We start from the raw sequence: 16,625 nt of genomic DNA on the forward strand, positions 1-16,625 counted from the left end.
CGCAAGGCCCTGTGCGGTGCCGCAACGATCGTTGCGGCACCGCACAGGGACGCCCGCGGATTCTGGACGCTGGCCGCATCTGCTCCAGAGGGTGCGGTCCCGGGAGCGTGGCCGGGATCAGCGTGTGCCGGAGAGAACCCGGCCGGGCCAGACGTCGATTACCACCTGGTGGTGCTGGGGGCGCGTCGCCGAGGCGCCCGACGCGTAGTTCCTGTCGACTCGGGCGATCTCGGCCGCGTTGGGCTTGGCGTTCTTGCAGGAGGGGCCGGGCCCGTGGCCGGACATGAGTTCCGAGCACGGGCCGTTGTAGGTGTCGCGCAGCCCGAGGATGTGCCCGGTCTCGTGTGCCGTTATCCGGGTTACGTCGTAGCCCTGGTCCACCGCTTGCTGCCCGAGCTGTACGTTGCCGCGCCCGCCGGGGAAGATCGGCCCCAGCGTGGTCATCGGCCAGCCGTTGGTCGCCTTGTAGATGTAGTCGGCCGAACCGGGGGTGCTCGTCGGCTTCAGTTGTACGTTGTGGACCGCGGAGTTCCAGATCTGCACGGCCTGCCGGACCGCGTCCTTCCACTGACCGGCCCGGCTGTCGTCGTAGGTCAGAGTGACCACTGCCCGGTCCGCGTGCGGTGCGGGGGCCGCCGAGGCGACGCCGACCGTGGTGCTCAGCAGGGCAGGTATGAGTGCCGTCAGAACGGCCATTCGCTTGCGCATGGGACTGGTGCGCCTCCTCAAGTCTCAGCTGCTGCACGTAGTAAAGAAGGTAGACGCGGACATGACAACCCCCTCTTCGGTGACGGTGGGTCGGGCGGGAGGGGCGGGAAGGGGCGCCATCCGGCATCCGCCGGGTGCGGTGGGGCGGTGGCGGGATGCCGTCGGGCCCTTCCAGTGCGAACGGGTGCCGATCCTCCCGCAGGGAGCGGAGGTTGAAGATCTGCGAGGAAACCGACTTCCTGTCCGGGGGAACAATTGCCATAGGCGCGGCTCGTACTGCCCTTTTCACCAGGTCCATATCCCGGTTGCGTCGGTGCCGCCGTTCTTGTCGATACCCATCAGATGGGCTGCTTCAGGACCTACGCGTGAAGTCTGATCCAGCGGGACAGCGAATCGGTGTTCGCCGAAGTCCACGGCGAGAATTCGCTCCGGCTCCAGTGCGTAACCGTCGACCGTCTTGCCGATGTAGCACAGCATGAGCTCCAAGGCCCCGCGTGCGGGGAAGTGCCACTCGCGGCATCCGTACCAGCCGAAAGGAGCGCTCAGGGCTCGCAGGACCGGTCCGTCGAAGTGCAGCTCGACGTAGTCGCGCACGAAGCACACGGCGCTCACCTCTCGGCCCATCAGCAGCCGGAGCGGGTCGTCCGATCCGTTGGCGGTCTCCACATGCCCATGCTGTCAGAGGCTTCCTGCTGCCATCGCGCGGGTGAGTATCTTGGGTGACGATTGCTGGATCAGTTGGTGTACTTCCGCTTCTGAGGGCCGTGGGGAAGCGGAGGCGCCCACGGCACGGACCTTCTTGGTGGCGGGGGTGGAGATGGATGGCTGCTGATTGGGTGTGGGACGAGACCCTGTTTTCCGGCGCGGCCGGCTATTACGAGCGTGGGAGGCTTCCTTACGCTCCGGGGCTGGTGGGCGCGCTCGTCGGGGCACTGAAGCTCGAAGGACAAGGGCGCCTACTCGATGTGGGATGCGGACCAGGCACCCTCGCTCTGCGGCTCGCGGACTTGTTCAGCGAGACCGTCGGGGTCGACCCGGACAGTGGAATGATCGCCGAGGCCGGGCGCGGGGCCGTAAAGGCTGGAGTGGACGGGAAGTCCACGTGGGTACAGAGCCGGGCTGAGGATCTTCCCGCCGGGCTAGGCACGTTCACCGTGGCGGCCTTCGGCCAGTCCTTCCACTGGATGGATCGCGACCTGGTGGCGACGACGGTGAAGGGCATGTTGCGGCCAGGCGGGGCACTGGTGCACATCTCCGATCTGAAAACGGAGGCCCTATCTACCGGGGGTCTTTTGTATCCGGCAGTTCCCTATGCCGCGATGAACGAGTTGATCAGCCAATACCTGGGGCCGGTCCGCAGAGCCGGTCGGGGAGTACTGCCGGACGGGACGCCCGGCGGTGAGGCCGTCGTGCTTGCCCGAGCAGGATTCTCCGGCCCGGATCGTCTCGTCATTCCCGGCGGGCAGGCGTTGGAACGTACGTCGGACGACGTCATCGCCTGGGTGTTCTCGATGTCGTCCTCGGCTCCCCACCTATTCGGGACTCGCCGGGAAGAATTCGAGTCGGAGCTTCACCAACTGCTGCGGAAGTCCTCTTCACCGGGCCGGTTCTCCGAGCGGCAGCCGAGCACCGAAGTCTTTGTCTGGCGGAAACCGCCCGCAGCCGCTTCCGGCTCCTCACCGACGACCGCCTGATCAAGCAGGAGGCAGCACGTGCCGCACCCGGCCTCGGGCGGGGGACGTCCTGCACGGTCGGACAGGAACAGGATAGGACAGGACGGGTCGGGTCGCGCCAAGCCGAACTCGCCCAACGGCCCGCCCTGCACAAGCTCATGGCAGCAGATGATCAGCGCGCGTGACAGTGACCGGCCAGGCCGTGCAGCCCCGCTGTGAAGATGCCGGTGCGGAAGGTTTCCGCCAGTTCGTCGGTGTCGGCTCGGTCGCAGTCGAAGGTCACCGACCAGTGGATGAACGTCTCGTCGGTGGCGGTGATCGGTATGACCCGCATGGTGGCTCGGTACGAGTGCACTGGGTACGGGGAGCTGACGATGCCGTAGGTCAGGGAGCGCGTGTGGTCGTCCAGTGCCAGGAGGGATTCCACGACGGTCTCCCCGTCGGCCATCGACAGAGTGCGGACGCAACCGACGCGGTCCGGTGCCTCCGCGTCCGTCAGGGAGCAGTCGGCGACGGCCGGCTGCCAGGCGGCCAGGCCGCCGAAGTCGCGGACCACGCGCCACACCGTCGTGACCGGGGCCGGGATGACAGCGCTGGCGAATGTTTCGGGCATGAAAGGACTCCGGTTCTGTTCGGATTCTGTTCTGAGCGGGAGGGCCGGGTAGGAAGGCTGAGCGGGAGGGCTGGGTGGGACGGCTGAGCGGGACGGCTGAGTAGGAGGGGCCGGTGGTCGGCCGCCGAAGGCCGCGGCGGCTTCCCCGGCCTGCCCTCCCGGGCGGGGACGGCGGCGCGGTGACCGGGCGACCGCTGACACCGCCGACGCTACGAGCGCGACCGCGGCCGCGGGAGGGTGTGCTGCGACCACCCCGGGGTACGGGCCCGACCTGCGCGCCCGGGTGGGTGCAGCGCACCCACGCCCCCGCACCCGTCCCCGATTAGCGTGGCCGTCATGGAAAGCGAGAACGAACTCGGCGACTACCTGCGAGCCCGCCGCGCGGCGGTCGCGCCGGCGGATGTCGGTCTGCCGGATGACGGGCCGCGGCGGGTGCCGGGGCTGCGGCGTGATGAAGTGGCGCTGCTGGCCGGGATGAGCACGGATTACTACATCCGGCTGGAGCAGGGCCGCGAGCGGCACCCGTCCGAGCAGGTGCTGCGGGCGATCGCCGGAACGCTGCGGCTGGACGACGCGGCGGCCGCCCACCTCTTCCGGCTGGGCCTGTCCGTCTTCGGGACGACGGCCGCCGCGACGACCGTCTCTCCGGCGTTGCTGCGGCTGATGGACGGCATGCGCGATGTGCCGGCCTTCGTGGTCGGGTCGGCGCAGGACGTACTGGCCGCGAACGCGATGGCGCGCGAGCTGTACAGCGGTTTCGCCCGCTACGACAACTTGCTGCGGATGATCTTCCTCGATCCCTTCGCGCGCGAGTTCTATGCCGACTGGGACCACGCCGCGCGTATCGCGGTGGGCAATCTGAGAGCGTCCTCGTCGCAGTTCCCGCAGGACGAGCGGATCGAGCGGGTCGTCGGCGAGCTGAGCGTGCGCAGCCCCGCCTTTACGGGCTTGTGGGCGCGGTACGAGGTCCGCCCCCGTACGCACGAGGACAAGCACTTCCGCCACCCGCGGGTGGGGGAGCTGCGCCTGTACTTCGAGGCGCTCGCCGTCACCAGCGCCCCCGGGCAGCACCTGTCCGTCTACAGCGCGGACCCCGGCAGCGCCGGCGCCGACGCCCTGGTCCTGCTCGGCCGGCTGTCCGAGCAGGGCGCGGCCCCGACAGACCAGGCCGCTCCCACGAAGGAAGGAAAATCCCCATCATGACCATGTCCCTGTCCGACGCCGTCGGCGCCTTCGAGATCGCGGGCAAGAAGGTCGCCCGCCTCGGTTTCGGCGCCATGCGCCTGACCGGGCTCGGGGTATGGGGCGAACCCGACGACCGTGCGGAGTGCGTCCGCGTGGTGCGCCGCGCCGTCGAACTCGGCGTGCAGCTGATCGACACCGCCGACTCCTACGGCCCGTACGTCAGCGAAGAGATCATCCGGGAAGCGATCCACCCCTACCGTGACGACGTGCTGATCGCGACGAAGGCCGGGCTCACCCGGAACGGGCCCGACGTGGTCAGGACCGACGAGGGACTGGTGCGCCTCGGTCCGGCGGCGTGGCCGCCGGTCGGGCGACCGGAGTACCTGCGTCAGCAGGCCCTGATGAGTCTGCGTCGGCTCGGCGTCGACCACATCGATCTGTTCCAGCTGCACCGCGTCGATCCGCTGGTCCCGCTGGAGGACCAGGTCGGCGAGTTGAAGAGGCTCCAGGACGAGGGCAGGATCGTAGCGATCGGGCTGTCGCAGGTCACCGTCGGCCAGATCGAGCGGGCCCGTACGATCGCGGAGATCGCCACCGTCCAGAACCGCTACAACCTCACCGATCGCGGTTCCGCCGACGTCCTGGAGTACTGCACCCGCCACGGCATCGGCTTCATACCCTGGGCGCCGGTGGCCGCGGGCGAGCTGACCCGCCCCGGCGGCCCGGTCGACCGCATCGCCACCGCTCACGGCGTCGGCCCGTCTCAGATCGCGCTGGCCTGGCTGCTGGCCCGCTCCGGTGTCGTCCTGCCCATCCCCGGTACGTCGAAGGTCGCGCACCTGGAGGAGAACCTGACCGCGGCGACCTTGCGGCTGAGCGACGCGGAGATCGACGAGCTGACTGCCAGTGCTGCCGCCACGGCGTGATGACGCCCTTGGAAGGACAGGCGCCTCCCGCTCGTAACAGCCCGCAGCGCCGCCCTGTCTCCCCTGCTTCTCCCTTCCCCCTGTCTGCACCGATTGTCCGCACCCTGTCTGCACCGAAGAAAAGATCCACACCATGCTGCTTCCCTCCGATGAGGCCGGCCGAGGCCGGCCCGTCGTCCTGCTGCACGCCCGTCCCACCGACCGCACCATGTGGGCCGCCCACCTTCCCCTGCTCGCCGACGCGGGCGTACGGGCCATCGCCCTGGACCTGCCCGGCCACGGCGACGCACACGTACCCGCCGACCGTGAGTCGGCCCCCTGGACGGACGTGCTCGAAACGCTCGACCACCTCGGAGCCGACCGTTTCGTCCTGGCCGGAAACTCCCTCGGCGCCCTGACAGCGCTCCAGGCCGCCGTCACGGCGCCCGAACGGGTCGAGGGCCTGGTACTCGTCGGATACCGGCCCCACGACCAGCCGGCCTCCCCGCGTCTGCGAGCCGCCTGGGACGCCGAAAGGACGGCACTCGCCGCCGACGATCTGGAGTCGGCGGTGACAGCCGGCGTCGAGGCGTGGACCTCGGCCGACGCGACCGACGACGTACGCACCCACGCGGCCCGTATGCTCCGCGCCCAGCTCACCGAACAGCTCGCCCACGGCGAGGCGCCGCCGGCCGCGGACCCGCTCGGCGAAGGAACGGCTGCGCTGCGTACCCTCACCGCTCCCGCCCTGGTCGGCGTCGGTGAACACGACATGCCCGACTTCTTCCAGGGCGGCGAAGAACTGGCCCGCGCCCTCGACGCAGGCCGCCCCGTGGTCATCCCCGCCGCCGGACACCTCGCCCCCCTGGAACAGCCTGCGGCGTTCTGCACCCTGCTACTGGATTTCGTCCGCCGTCTCCCGGCGCAGTAGGTGGGCTGCGTCGCTTCTGGTGGTTCGGCGACGTGCAATTGTCAGTGCTTCCGGCATTCGAGCGGATGCCGCGCGCAGTGCCGGAGCGGAGCCGGCGCGGTAGGAATCGAAGTGTAGAGGGAGCCCGCGTTGGAACTTGTGCCGGACGACGATTCGCTGGGCGGTATACGACCGTTCCTGGATGAGGGCGAGGCCATTCTGGGGTACGAGCCCCAGGAGGGTTTTCCGGATCGCTGCTGGGTTCTGCACGCAGCCTCTCTGGGAGGGAAACGTGTCACCTGGGGCGACGTATTGGCACGGGTCGGCAAGCGACTGGAGGACTGGCCGTACACCCCGTCCTTCAGGGTCTTCGAAGGGCTAAACCTGCCCGAAGACCTTGAGCGGCCGGGGGTGGGGGAAATCGACCGCGGCAGCCTGGCCCGCCTGGTCGAGGCCCTTGCCCGCCACAGCCTCGACGGAGCGCGTACGGAGTGCTACTGGGCACAGGCGGCAATCGAGGACGTCGGCTGTCCGATTCCGGCGCGCCGTAGTCGGCTGGATGAGGCACTCGCCCACCATGACGCCTGCGCGTGGCTCGACCGGGCCGTGAGGACCCGGTTCCCCGCGCACTGGTGGCCACTGGACGGCGGCTCCTGGTTCGTCCTCAGCGACTGGGATCTGAGTGCGACCGAGGTATTCGGCACGCCGGCCCTGATCTCGGACCTCCTCGCCGATGACGGACTGGACGCCGTGCGGCACCCCAGCATCGCCGAAGTCCAGGGCAACTCCGCGACATGGCGCGAGCGGGCGAATTGAGCTCACTGGGCATCTCGCCAACCGCGCGTTCTATGCCCGCGGCCTACCGCGCCAGGAATTCTTCAACCTTGTGTTCCACAGGGGACGATAAGGGGGACGGTAGGTTGGTCAACGATCAGTCCGTGTCCGTGGCGACCAGGATGGCGAGCCGTCGGGCATTCGGGGCGACGGAGACCAGACCTATGTCCCAGGCCACGCCCTCGAACCACTTGGTGGCGGCCCCGAAGCTGTGCCAGTCGCATGCCTGGGCGCTGCGCTCCACCTCGGCGGGCGTCGCTTCCGTGGGCGCTCCGGACAAGGCGGCGACGGAACGCCAGGCTGCCAGGCGTCCGTAGGCCCCGTACTCGCCGTTGTTGTACGCGCCGCCGGTCGAGGCCGCCGCGAACAGGATGCGCCAGGCATCGTCCGGAGGGCAGGAGGCGAGTGCCAGGCGTTTGCGCGGGCCGACGCCTCGCAGGCACTCCAGGTCCAGGGAGACCAGCAGGTCGGGGAGAGCCCCCGCCTCGAACGGTTCGGCCAGCTCGTACGTCACGGCCTCGCTGCGGCCGTTGGACTCCTCGGCCCAGTTGGCCACGGCAGCGGTGGCGGCCTCGCTGAACGCCTCCGTCGTCGACGCGGTTGCCGATGGGATGTGTGCGGCCTTGCTCAGCGTGGCCCCGGGGCCGTCCTGGGGCCCGTACGGCATCGAGTAGCTGCTCCCGCTCACCGTGTAGCTCGGCAGGGGCGGCGCCTCTTCGAGTGCGGAGAGTTCGAGAGGAAGCCAGGCGAGCGGATGGTGGCTCCAGTGAGGGGATGTCGCCCATCTCTCGATTTCTGGGAAGTCCCCGAGCGCCACGCCTCTGAGCACCAGTTCGTGCACGAGACACATCCGGAGTTCCTCCGAAGCACGGGCGCGTGAGCTGCCGCCCGCGAAAACAGCCGTCAGGTTTTCCGGGGCTTGGCCCGCGGCGAGCAATGACGCCGCGTACCGGGCCGGTTTCCGCTTGGCGGCCCCGGCCCCGGCCCCGGCCCCGGACGCGGACCCAGATCCGCTCCCGCCAGCGGACAGAAGTCGCAGCGCCTGCTCGATGTGTCCCCGGCCGGGGGCGGTGGTCAGCAGACGGAGCAGCCGGTCGAAGACACTCCGGTATTGCCAGACCTCAGTCGCGCGCGAACCGTACTTGTTCGCCAAGGCAATACCGAGGTCGGCCACGAACGCGGCATCGCCTTCGGCGAGGCGGCTTTCAGCCGTGTCCCATACCGTGGTCACGCTCTTCAGGTCGGGCAGCTGTGCCACGATCTTCTGTATTCGGTCGCTCACGTCGTGTTCCTCTTGGGTGCCGATCGGGATCGATGAGGATCGATAGGGATTGATCGGGTCAGAGAAACATATGGTGCGCTGGTGCCTATATGCACATCCTTATAGGGTCCCAGACCGTTCGGCTGCGAATGCGTCCAGGCCGGTCAGGTCGGCTGAGAGGGTCCACAGGCGGGCGGCCTGTTCGGGGTCGGTCGCGTGGGGGCTCACGTCGGTGAGCGGCGCGCTGTCGCTCGCAGCGGGCTCGGCGATGTCGCAGTCCTCGCAGTAGACGCCGCCCAGGCCCTCCAGACGCGGGGAGGTGGCCGCCCATACCTGTGTCGCCGCCCCCTGCTCCGGTGTCTTGAACGTGGGATCCGCCAGGTTGCCGTGCTCGTCGATCCAGCCGGCGGCGACCATCTCCTGAGCGGAAAGGTGCCGCTGCAAGGGGGTGAGGATGCTGCCGGGGTGGAGGGAGAAGGCCCGTACGCCCGTGTGGCGGGCGAGTGCGTCCAGATGCACGGCGAACAGTGCGTTGGCTGTCTTCGCCTGCCCGTATGCCAGTACCTTGTCGTAGCCGCGCTCGAAGTGCACGTCGTCCCAGCGGATGCCCGAATCGTGGTGGCCCGCGGAGGACACGGAGATCACGCGGGCCCCGCCGCGCGCGATCGCCGGCCATAGACGGTTGACGAGGGCGTAGTGCCCGAGGTGATTGACAGCGAACTGGGACTCCCAGCCGGGGCCGAGCCGCCGCTCGGGGCAGGCCATGATCCCGGCGTTGTTGATGAGGATGTCGATGTCACGGCCCGAGGCGAGGAAGCGCTCGGCGAAGGAGCGGACGCTGTCGAGGTCGGCGAGATCGAGTGCGTCGACCTCGGTCCCGGCGATGTCCTGGACCGCCTTCCGGGCGGTCTCGGGGCGCCGGGCCGGGACGACGACGGTGGCGCCGGCGTCGGCGAGCGCGCGTGTGGTCTCCAGGCCCAGGCCCGAATATCCGCCGGTCACGATGGCGAGTTTCCCGGAGAGGCCGATGCCGCGCAGGACGTCTGCGGCGGTGCTCCGGGCTCCGAACCCGGATGCCACCTTGCGCTGAGGCGTAGTCATGAGCCACACGGTACGAATTGGAGCGCGCTCCATGGCAAGGCGGCCACCCGCTGCTCGGTTGCGGAGCACCTGGGACGCTCACTCGGCCAAGGGCTACGGGGGCGGGTCGGCCGGTTCGGACAGGGGCGCTGGTATCCAGTTGCCGTGGAAGCCCGCCGGTATGCGGACGGGCACATGGACCTCGGCGATCGGCGCGGCGCCGAGGTCCATGGCGTCCAGGACGGCCAGGTAGCTGGTGCCGCGGGCGCGGTCGTGGGCGAAGGTCATGAGGTAGCCGTCGTCCTCCCGGTCCGGGCCGGCGCCGGAGCGGGGGACGAAGACGGCTTCGCCGCAGGTGTGGCCGGCGGGGAAGCGGTGGGTACTGCGCAGGGCGCCGTGCGTCAGGTCGTACTTGTAGATCTCGGCGTGGTGGGGCTCGGCGTCCAGGGTGAAGCTCGTGGTGTAGCCGTAGCGGTGCGGCAGTCCTATGCGGTTGTCGGCGATCCGGGGGTATTCGCTGGGCGTGTCGTCCAGCGGGGTCTCGGTGACCCGGCCGGTGGCCAGGTGGAGTACCCACTGGTGCAGGGCGGGCAGGCCGCCGCTCAGATCCTGTGGTCCGCTGCGCCACAGACTCGGGACGCGGGTGCCGGTCACGGTGATCGTTCCGTGGGACTCGAAGGCGTTCAGGGTGTGCCACACGTAGCAGGGAGCGACGTCGAACCACCGTACAGAGGTGTTTTGTCCGACCTGCCCGGCCTGCCTGACCTGGTCGGCCTGTCCGGCCTGGGCGGTTCGAGGCAGGACGCCGAACCGGGCGCGGTGGCTGTCCTCCCACCGCCAGGGCGGCCCGCCCGCCGCGGCCCCGTCCGCGTCGAAGACGACGGGCAGGTCCATGAAGACGACGTACCGCGCGGTGATGGCGAAGTCGTGCATCATCGTGGCCCGCGGGACCTCCACGGTCTGTCGCTGCACGACCTGCCCCGCCGCGCAGGCCCGGTAGTACGTCAGATACGGCGGCCGAACCCGGTAGCCGAAGAAGTGCAACTCACCCGTGCCGGGACAGGTCTTGGGGTGGGCGGTCATGGGGCTCTCCAACGCCCCGTCGAAGGTGAAGGCCCCGAGAGTCGCCAGGCCGGGGGTCACCTCGTAGGGGAAACCGCCTTCTTCGAGGGCGAAGAGCCGGCCGGCGTGGGCGATGAGGTGCGTGTTGGCCGTGGTGACGCGGTAGTCGAGCCGCGAGGTGACCGGGTCGAAGGCGAGCGCGAATCGGGACGCGCCGGGCTGCGCGTGCAGCGGCGTACGGACGTAGCGGTTGCGGTACCAGGTGGCCCGGCCGCCGGCCAGGGCAATGGTGTGGATCATGCCGTCACCGGCGAAGAAGTGCGGTGACCAACCGCTGCGCGGATTGGGCCCGTTACGGAAGTATTGGCCGCGCAGCTCCCTGGGAATCGCGCCGATCACCGCACTCGGCCTACGGGTGACCTCGCTCGCGACCGGTGCGTTGTTGCCCGATAAATGAAGGGGTGTACGGGAATTGGATGGCCCCGAAGACATCATCATCGGCTGCCTCCTGCCATGAGATGAGACCCCCAGCGTCCCCCAGCCCGCCCCCCAACGGCAGTCTTGAACTTTTCGCCCGCCTCAGCCGCGACCGCCACGTCCCCTGCTTTTCGCCCCCGCCCGCCACACCGCACCTCGCCCAAGGGAGCGGCCAAGAACGACTACACGCTCACCGTTCCCCTGTGCATCGTGTCGAGGCGCGGCAGCATCTGCTTGATGATCTGTGTCCGCAGTCCGGCGTCGAGCAGTCCAGCCCCCTGATCTGCGATACCCGGTCCACGAAGCGCTCGTCGTACAGGCGGTACCCGTTCGGGGAGCGGCGGGCGGCGATCAGGCCCTGTTCCTCGTAGTAGCGCAGAACCCGGCGGGACGCGCCTGTACGCTGCGACAGCTCTCCGATGCGCATGTGATCCACCTCGTGGGCGGCCTCATTGACCCTCACGTCTACGTGAAGGTTGGAGCCTGTTCGGCGTACGCAGCCACAGCCCGCGACCACAGGACACAGCCCACGGCCGCAGGCCACAGCCCACGGCCACCACAACCCCCGCAGCAGACGTGAGGTGAGCTTGATGGACAACCAGCTCTATGACTACAGCCCGATCATCGAACGCGAGCCGATCCACTGGCCCGATGGCGCCCGAGTCGCCTTCTACGTGGGGCTGAACGTCGAGCACTACCGGATCGACCGCCCCGCGACGAGCGCCTTCGCGGACACCGTGGGACTGGTTCCCGACCCGCTGAACTACGGCTGGCGCGACTACGGGCCACGGGTGGGCGTCTGGCGGCTGATCGACAGCTTCGACCGGCACCGGATTCCCGTGAGCGCGCTGCTCAACTCCGACGCCGCCGAGCGCTATCCCCAGATCATCGACGCGGGACGGGCCCGGGACTGGGTTTGGCTCGCGCACGGCAAGAACAACTCCACCTTCCAGGCCGACATGTCCCTCGAAGAGGAACGCGCCTACCTCGCCGAGGTCGTCGGCACCATCGAGCGGGCCACCGGCCGGCGGCCTCGCGCGGCTGGATGGGCCCGGCCCTCACCGAGACCTTCCACACCCCGGAACTGCTCGCCGAACTCGGCCTGTCGTACGTACTGGACTGGACCAGTGACGACCAGCCGTACCCGTTGAACGTACCCGGCATGCTCGGCGTGCCGTATTCCGTGGAGCTCAACGACATCGGCCTCTTCGTCAGCAAGGGCCTGACCGGACCGGACTTCGTCCAGATCGTCAAGGACCAGCTCGACCAGCTCTACGAGGACTCCGCCGACAGCGGCCGGGTGATGGCGCTGGCCCTGCACCCGTTCATCATCGGCCAGCCTTTCCGCCTCCGGTACCTTGACCAGGCGCTGGAGTACATCGCCCACCACCCCGGAGTGTGGCTGACGACCAGCGACGAGATCGCCGCCCACTACACCAGGACCACTGCCCCGGTCCAGGGCAGCGATTAGCCGGCGACGGGGCATCCACCGGCCGCCACCCGCAACCGCCACCCGCCACCGCTACCCTCCCCAGCCGCTCCACGACCGAGCTGAGCGACCAAGAGCAGGCGGCGCAGGTGGCCGAATTCAGCTTAATTCCTGTGTTTTGAGAGGCGGGGCGGGGTTCCTGCCGTGCGAGCCGGGGCCAACGCCTCGCCCCAACGCGCCGTCTCCAAGGGCTTCTCAGCGCCTGCTCCTGGGCAACTACCGCCGGTTCACCCCGCGGGCGGCGGAGGGGCGGCGGGGAGATGGCGGAGATACGGGAATGGCGTCCGCGTGCCCGTATCGGTTCGAGGGGAGCGCCTAAAACTCGTCACCATTCGGATAAACATTTTGCAGGGCAAGATCACTGCATCGAGGTAACTCCCACCGGCTCGCCCGGCTGTCCGGGCGCCGTGGCCGTTACGGTTCCCCGAGATCGACGCGAATTCCCGCTGCAACTCCCCCTCAATACACCCAATCCCCCTATGACATGCACCAGTCCGCTTCCTGAGCTGACGCCGAGTGCGTACGTCCAACACCAAGGAGAGCCCGCCCGATGTCCACTGAGACCAGCCCGGAACCGCTGATGGATGCGCCCCGGCAGTCCAGTCTGAGCACCGCGGCCGCCCGCAACCTCGCCACCACGACCAAGACCGTCCCACAGATGCAGGGGATCACCTCCCGGTGGCTGCTGCGGGCGCTCCCCTGGGTCGAGGTCAAGGGCGGCACCTACCGGGTGAACCGGCGGCTGACCCACACCGTCGGCGACGGGCGGATCGAGTTCGTACAGGAGGCCGGCGACGTCCGGGTGATCCCGCGTGAGCTGGGCGAACTGGCCCTGCTGCGCGGGTTCGAGGACGTCGGGGTGCTGACCGCTATCGCCGACCGGTGTGTGCGGCGCGACTTCCGCGCCGGGGAGGTGCTGGCCGAGCGCGGCGGCGCCGCCGAGCAGATCCACCTCATCGCGCACGGCCGCATCCGGCTGACGGCGGCAGGCGAGTACGACGACGAGGTCCGCGTCGCGGTGCTCGCCGACGGCGACCGGTTCGGCGACGACGCCCTCCTGGACGACGCCGCCAGCTGGGACCATACGGCCACCGCCGAGACCTCCGGCACCCTCCTGACCCTCTCCCGCGCCGACTTCGCCGCCGTCCGCGACGGGGCGCCGAACCTCCGGGCACACCTCGAACAGTTCCGCGCGCTCGCCGGTCGGCCGCAGAATCGTCACGGCGAGGCCGAGATCGCGATGTCGGCCGGGCACACCGGGGAAGTGGGGCTGCCGAGCACCTTCGTCGACTACGAGCTCAAGCCGCGTGAGTACGAACTCTCCGTCGCGCAGACCGTTCTCCGCGTCCACACACGGGTCGCCGACCTCTACAACGAGCCGATGAACCAGACCGAGGAACAGCTCAGGCTCACCATTGAGGCGCTGCGCGAGCGCCAGGAGCACGAGCTGATCAACAACCGGGAGTTCGGCCTGCTCCACAACGCCGACTTCAAGCAGCGGATCCAGCCCCACTCCGGGCCGCCCACCCCGGACGACCTCGACGAGCTGCTCAGCCGCCGCCGCGGTACCAAGGTCTTCCTCGCACACCCGAAGGCGATCGCGGCGATCGGGCGCGGCTTCAACGAGCGCGGGCTCTACCCGACCCACGTCGACCTCGGCGGGCAGCAGGTACCGGCCTGGCGCGGGGTCCCGATCCTGCCGTGCAACAAGATCCCCGTCAGCGAGGAGGGGACCAGCTCGATCCTGGCCATGCGCACCGGCGCGGACGACCAGGGCGTCGTCGGGCTGCACCAGACGGGCCTGCCGGACGAGTACGAACCGGGCCTGTCGGTGCGCTTCATGGGCATCAGCGAGCAGGCGCTCATCTCGTACCTCGTCAGCACCTACTACTCCGCCGCCATCCTGGTGCCCGACGCCCTCGGCGTGCTCGAAAACGTACAGATCGCCCGTACGGGCAGCTAGAGGGTCCACACAGGCTAGCTATACGTGCACGGACCGAGCACAAGTCCCCTAGGTAGAGGGCTCTTTTACGCCAAGGTCCGCACGACAGCCGACGACGACCCGGAGTCCGGGTCCGGGCCCCGCGAGCATGCCCGGCGCCTGCGCAGCCCACCCACCTCATCAAGGAGCCACGGATGCCCGTTCCTGGGGTCTCCCTTCCTCCGCCCAGGCCGCCCGCCACCGCGGCCGGCCCCGGCGCCCAGCCCCACCACTCTCTCGCCGACTCCCAGCCTCACGTCGAAGCCGTCGCCCTGTCCGACGCCCCACCCGTCGCCCCGAGACCGCCGCGTTCCACCGTGGAGCGGCTGCTCAGCGGCCCGAACGGCCTGGGCACGGCCGGTCTGCGCCTCACCCCGCGCGAGGCGCCGCCGACGTCCGAAGCGCAACCGGCGCCCGAAGCGCGGTCGGAGGGCGCGTCGGCGGCCGGCGGCCCCGCTCCGGACCTGTGTCCGCCGTCTGCGCACGACTCCGCTCCGGACCTGTGCCGACCCGCGGCAGGCGACGCGGTTCCGGGCCTGTACCACCACCCCGTACCGGAGCCCGACCCGCTGCGGGTCGAGGAGGTCAGCGGCCGGATCAAGACATGGGCCGTGGACGAGGTCCAGACGGTCCCGCCGGAATGGCAGGACCAGTTCGACGGCTTCTCCGTCGGCAGGTACATGGTCGCCTGCCATCCGGACGCCCCCACCATCGACCACCTGATGATCGCCACCCGGCTGATGGTCGCCGAGAACGCCGTCGACGACTGCTACTGCGAGGACCACGGCGGCTCGCCCGTCGGCCTCGGCAGCCGCCTCCTGCTGGCCCATACGGCGCTCGACGCGCTGCACACGACGCCGGAGTACGAGGAGGAGTGGGCGAAGTCGCTCCAGTCGGACGCCCCCCGGCGCGCCTACCGCTCCGCCATGGACTACTTCCTCCGGCAGTCCACCCCCTCCCAGGCCGACCGGTTCCGGCACGACATGGCCCGGCTGCACCTGGGGTATCTGGCGGAGGCCGCCTGGTCGGAGACGGGGCACATGCCACAGGTGTGGGAGTACCTGGCGATGCGCCAGTTCAACAACTTCCGCCCCTGTCCCACGATCACCGACACCGTCGGCGGCTACGAGCTCCCGGCGGACCTGCACGCACTGCCGGCCATGCAGCGGGTCATCGCGCTCGCCGGCAACGCGACCACGATCGTCAACGACCTGTACTCGTACACCAAGGAGCTCAAGAGTCCGGGCACGCACCTCAACCTGCCCGTGGTGATCGCACAGCGCGAGAACCTTCCCGACCGGGATGCCTACCTGAAGGCGGTCGAGGTCCACAACGACCTCATGCACGCCTTCGAAGCCGAGGCCGCCGGTCTGGCCGCCGCCTGCCCCGTGCCGAGCGTGCTGCGCTTCCTGCGGGGCGTGGCCGTCTGGGTCGACGGCAACCACTACTGGCACCGGTCCAACACCTACCGTTACAGCCTGCCCGACTTCTGGTGAAAGACCTCTGGCGAGAAATGGATACACGCGTGACCAGCATCGAGCACACCACCGCACAGGGCACCACCGCCTTCATCCCCTCCCCGGCGTCGCCCTACCAGGGTGACATCGCCCGCTACTGGGACCAGGAGGCCAGGCCCGTGAACCTGCGCCTCGGCGATGTCGACGGGCTCTACCACCACCACTACGGCATCGGCGACATCGACCGCGCCGCCCTCGGCGACACCGCCGACAGCGAGTACGAGAAGAAGCTCATCGCCGAGCTCCACCGCCTGGAGTCGGCGCAGGCCGAAGTCCTCATCGACCACCTCGGCCCCGTCGGCAGCGAGGCCACGCTCGTCGACGCGGGCTGCGGCCGGGGCGGTTCGATGGTGATGGCGCATCAGCGCTTCGGCTGCCATGTCGAGGGTGTCACCCTGTCCGCCAAGCAGGCCGAGTTCGCCAACCGGCGCGCCGGCGAACTGCGCATCGACAGCCATGTGCGGGCGCGCGTGTGCAACATGCTCGACATGCCCTTCGGTACGGGCGAGGCTCGTTCCTCGTGGAACAACGAGTCGACCATGTACGTCGATCTGCACGACCTCTTCGCCGAGCACTCCCGCATCCTGGAGATCGGCGGGCGCTATGTGACCATCACGGGCTGCTGGAACCCGCGCTACGGCCAGCCCTCGAAGTGGGTCTCTCAGATCAACGCGCACTTCGAGTGCAACATCCACTCCCGTCGCGAGTACATGCGCGCCATGGCCGACAACCGCCTCGTACCGCAGACCGTCGTCGACCTGACGGCCGCGACGCTGCCCTACTGGGAGCTGCGCGCCACGTCCTCCCTGGTCACCGGCATCGAGGAGGCGTTCATCAACTCCTACAAGGACGGCTCCTTCCAGTACCTCCTGATCGCCGCCGACCGGGTCTGATCCACCCCTGGTAGGCGCTCCGTACGAGCCTCGTACG

General features: G+C 69.3%; 16 protein-coding genes and 1 pseudogene. 10 read left to right on the top strand and 7 right to left on the bottom strand.

Going from position 1 to position 16,625, the window contains the following annotated elements; translation table 11 throughout:
* Positions 1-117: 117 nt before the first annotated feature.
* Both ACFU99_RS09720 and ACFU99_RS09725 read right to left on the bottom strand, forming a co-directional pair.
* Complete coding sequence (locus ACFU99_RS09720; protein WP_384388352.1) at positions 118-708, bottom strand: snapalysin family zinc-dependent metalloprotease; 591 nt, start codon at positions 706-708, stop codon at positions 118-120.
* 285 nt (positions 709-993) lie between these two features.
* A complete protein-coding gene (locus tag ACFU99_RS09725) occupies positions 994-1,374 on the bottom strand; it encodes a hypothetical protein (protein ID WP_384388354.1) in 381 nt (126 codons plus the stop codon).
* 155 nt (positions 1,375-1,529) lie between these two features.
* Between ACFU99_RS09725 and ACFU99_RS09730 the strand changes: the two genes are divergently transcribed.
* A complete protein-coding gene (locus ACFU99_RS09730; RefSeq protein ID WP_384388357.1) occupies positions 1,530-2,402 on the top strand; it encodes a class I SAM-dependent methyltransferase in 873 nt (290 codons plus the stop codon).
* Between the two features lie 151 nt (positions 2,403-2,553).
* Here ACFU99_RS09730 and ACFU99_RS09735 read toward each other — a convergent pair whose 3' ends face one another.
* On the bottom strand, positions 2,554-2,994 hold the full coding sequence (locus ACFU99_RS09735; protein WP_384388360.1) for an SRPBCC family protein: 441 nt from the start codon (positions 2,992-2,994) through the stop codon (positions 2,554-2,556).
* Between the two features lie 336 nt (positions 2,995-3,330).
* Here ACFU99_RS09735 and ACFU99_RS09740 point away from each other — a divergent pair, with 336 nt between their 5' ends.
* The 4 genes from ACFU99_RS09740 to ACFU99_RS09755 all read left to right on the top strand — a co-directional run bounded on the left by ACFU99_RS09740 (position 3,331) and on the right by ACFU99_RS09755 (position 6,810).
* The gene (locus ACFU99_RS09740; protein ID WP_384388362.1) at positions 3,331-4,197 is read left to right on the top strand and encodes a helix-turn-helix transcriptional regulator; all 867 of its coding nucleotides are present in this window, start codon (positions 3,331-3,333) and stop codon (positions 4,195-4,197) included.
* A complete protein-coding gene (locus ACFU99_RS09745; protein ID WP_384388365.1) occupies positions 4,194-5,105 on the top strand; it encodes an aldo/keto reductase in 912 nt (303 codons plus the stop codon). The genes ACFU99_RS09740 and ACFU99_RS09745 overlap by 4 nt, the downstream gene beginning before the upstream one ends.
* Before the next feature lie 133 nt (positions 5,106-5,238).
* A complete protein-coding gene (locus ACFU99_RS09750; RefSeq protein WP_384388368.1) occupies positions 5,239-6,015 on the top strand; it encodes an alpha/beta fold hydrolase in 777 nt (258 codons plus the stop codon).
* A 129-nt stretch (positions 6,016-6,144) separates the two neighbouring features.
* Positions 6,145-6,810, top strand: a complete 666-nt coding sequence (locus tag ACFU99_RS09755; RefSeq protein ID WP_384388370.1) for a hypothetical protein — start codon at positions 6,145-6,147, stop codon at positions 6,808-6,810.
* Positions 6,811-6,925: 115 nt separating this feature from the next.
* On the opposite strand, the gene ACFU99_RS09760 is transcribed toward ACFU99_RS09755, so the two are convergent.
* The 4 genes and pseudogenes from ACFU99_RS09760 to ACFU99_RS09775 form a co-directional block, all read right to left on the bottom strand.
* Complete coding sequence (locus tag ACFU99_RS09760) at positions 6,926-8,110, bottom strand: DUF6183 family protein (RefSeq protein WP_384388372.1); 1,185 nt, start codon at positions 8,108-8,110, stop codon at positions 6,926-6,928.
* Positions 8,111-8,209: 99 nt separating this feature from the next.
* Positions 8,210-9,190, bottom strand: coding sequence for an SDR family NAD(P)-dependent oxidoreductase (locus ACFU99_RS09765; RefSeq protein WP_384388375.1), 981 nt, complete (start codon positions 9,188-9,190; stop codon positions 8,210-8,212).
* 93 nt (positions 9,191-9,283) lie between these two features.
* The gene (locus ACFU99_RS09770; protein WP_384388378.1) at positions 9,284-10,729 is read right to left on the bottom strand and encodes a carotenoid oxygenase family protein; all 1,446 of its coding nucleotides are present in this window, start codon (positions 10,727-10,729) and stop codon (positions 9,284-9,286) included.
* A 191-nt stretch (positions 10,730-10,920) separates the two neighbouring features.
* Positions 10,921-11,135: pseudogene (locus ACFU99_RS09775) on the bottom strand (MerR family transcriptional regulator); the annotation flags it as partial.
* A gap of 163 nt (positions 11,136-11,298) precedes the next feature.
* Here ACFU99_RS09775 and ACFU99_RS09780 point away from each other — a divergent pair.
* From ACFU99_RS09780 to ACFU99_RS09800, 5 genes are all read left to right on the top strand, one after another.
* The gene (locus tag ACFU99_RS09780; RefSeq protein ID WP_384388381.1) at positions 11,299-11,859 is read left to right on the top strand and encodes a hypothetical protein; all 561 of its coding nucleotides are present in this window, start codon (positions 11,299-11,301) and stop codon (positions 11,857-11,859) included.
* An 11-nt stretch (positions 11,860-11,870) separates the two neighbouring features.
* The gene (locus ACFU99_RS09785) at positions 11,871-12,179 is read left to right on the top strand and encodes a hypothetical protein (protein WP_384388383.1); all 309 of its coding nucleotides are present in this window, start codon (positions 11,871-11,873) and stop codon (positions 12,177-12,179) included.
* Positions 12,180-12,747: 568 nt separating this feature from the next.
* On the top strand, positions 12,748-14,160 hold the full coding sequence (locus tag ACFU99_RS09790; RefSeq protein ID WP_384388385.1) for a family 2B encapsulin nanocompartment shell protein: 1,413 nt from the start codon (positions 12,748-12,750) through the stop codon (positions 14,158-14,160).
* Positions 14,161-14,333: 173 nt separating this feature from the next.
* On the top strand, positions 14,334-15,674 hold the full coding sequence (locus tag ACFU99_RS09795; RefSeq protein WP_384388389.1) for a family 2 encapsulin nanocompartment cargo protein terpene cyclase: 1,341 nt from the start codon (positions 14,334-14,336) through the stop codon (positions 15,672-15,674).
* A 17-nt stretch (positions 15,675-15,691) separates the two neighbouring features.
* Positions 15,692-16,588: a geranyl diphosphate 2-C-methyltransferase gene (locus ACFU99_RS09800; RefSeq protein ID WP_384388391.1), complete on the top strand. Its 897-nt coding sequence runs from the start codon at positions 15,692-15,694 to the stop codon at positions 16,586-16,588.
* Positions 16,589-16,625: the final 37 nt, after the last annotated feature.

The organism is Streptomyces sp. NPDC057654 (genome assembly GCF_042800135.1).
In the GTDB taxonomy this organism is placed as follows: domain Bacteria; phylum Actinomycetota; class Actinomycetes; order Streptomycetales; family Streptomycetaceae; genus Streptomyces.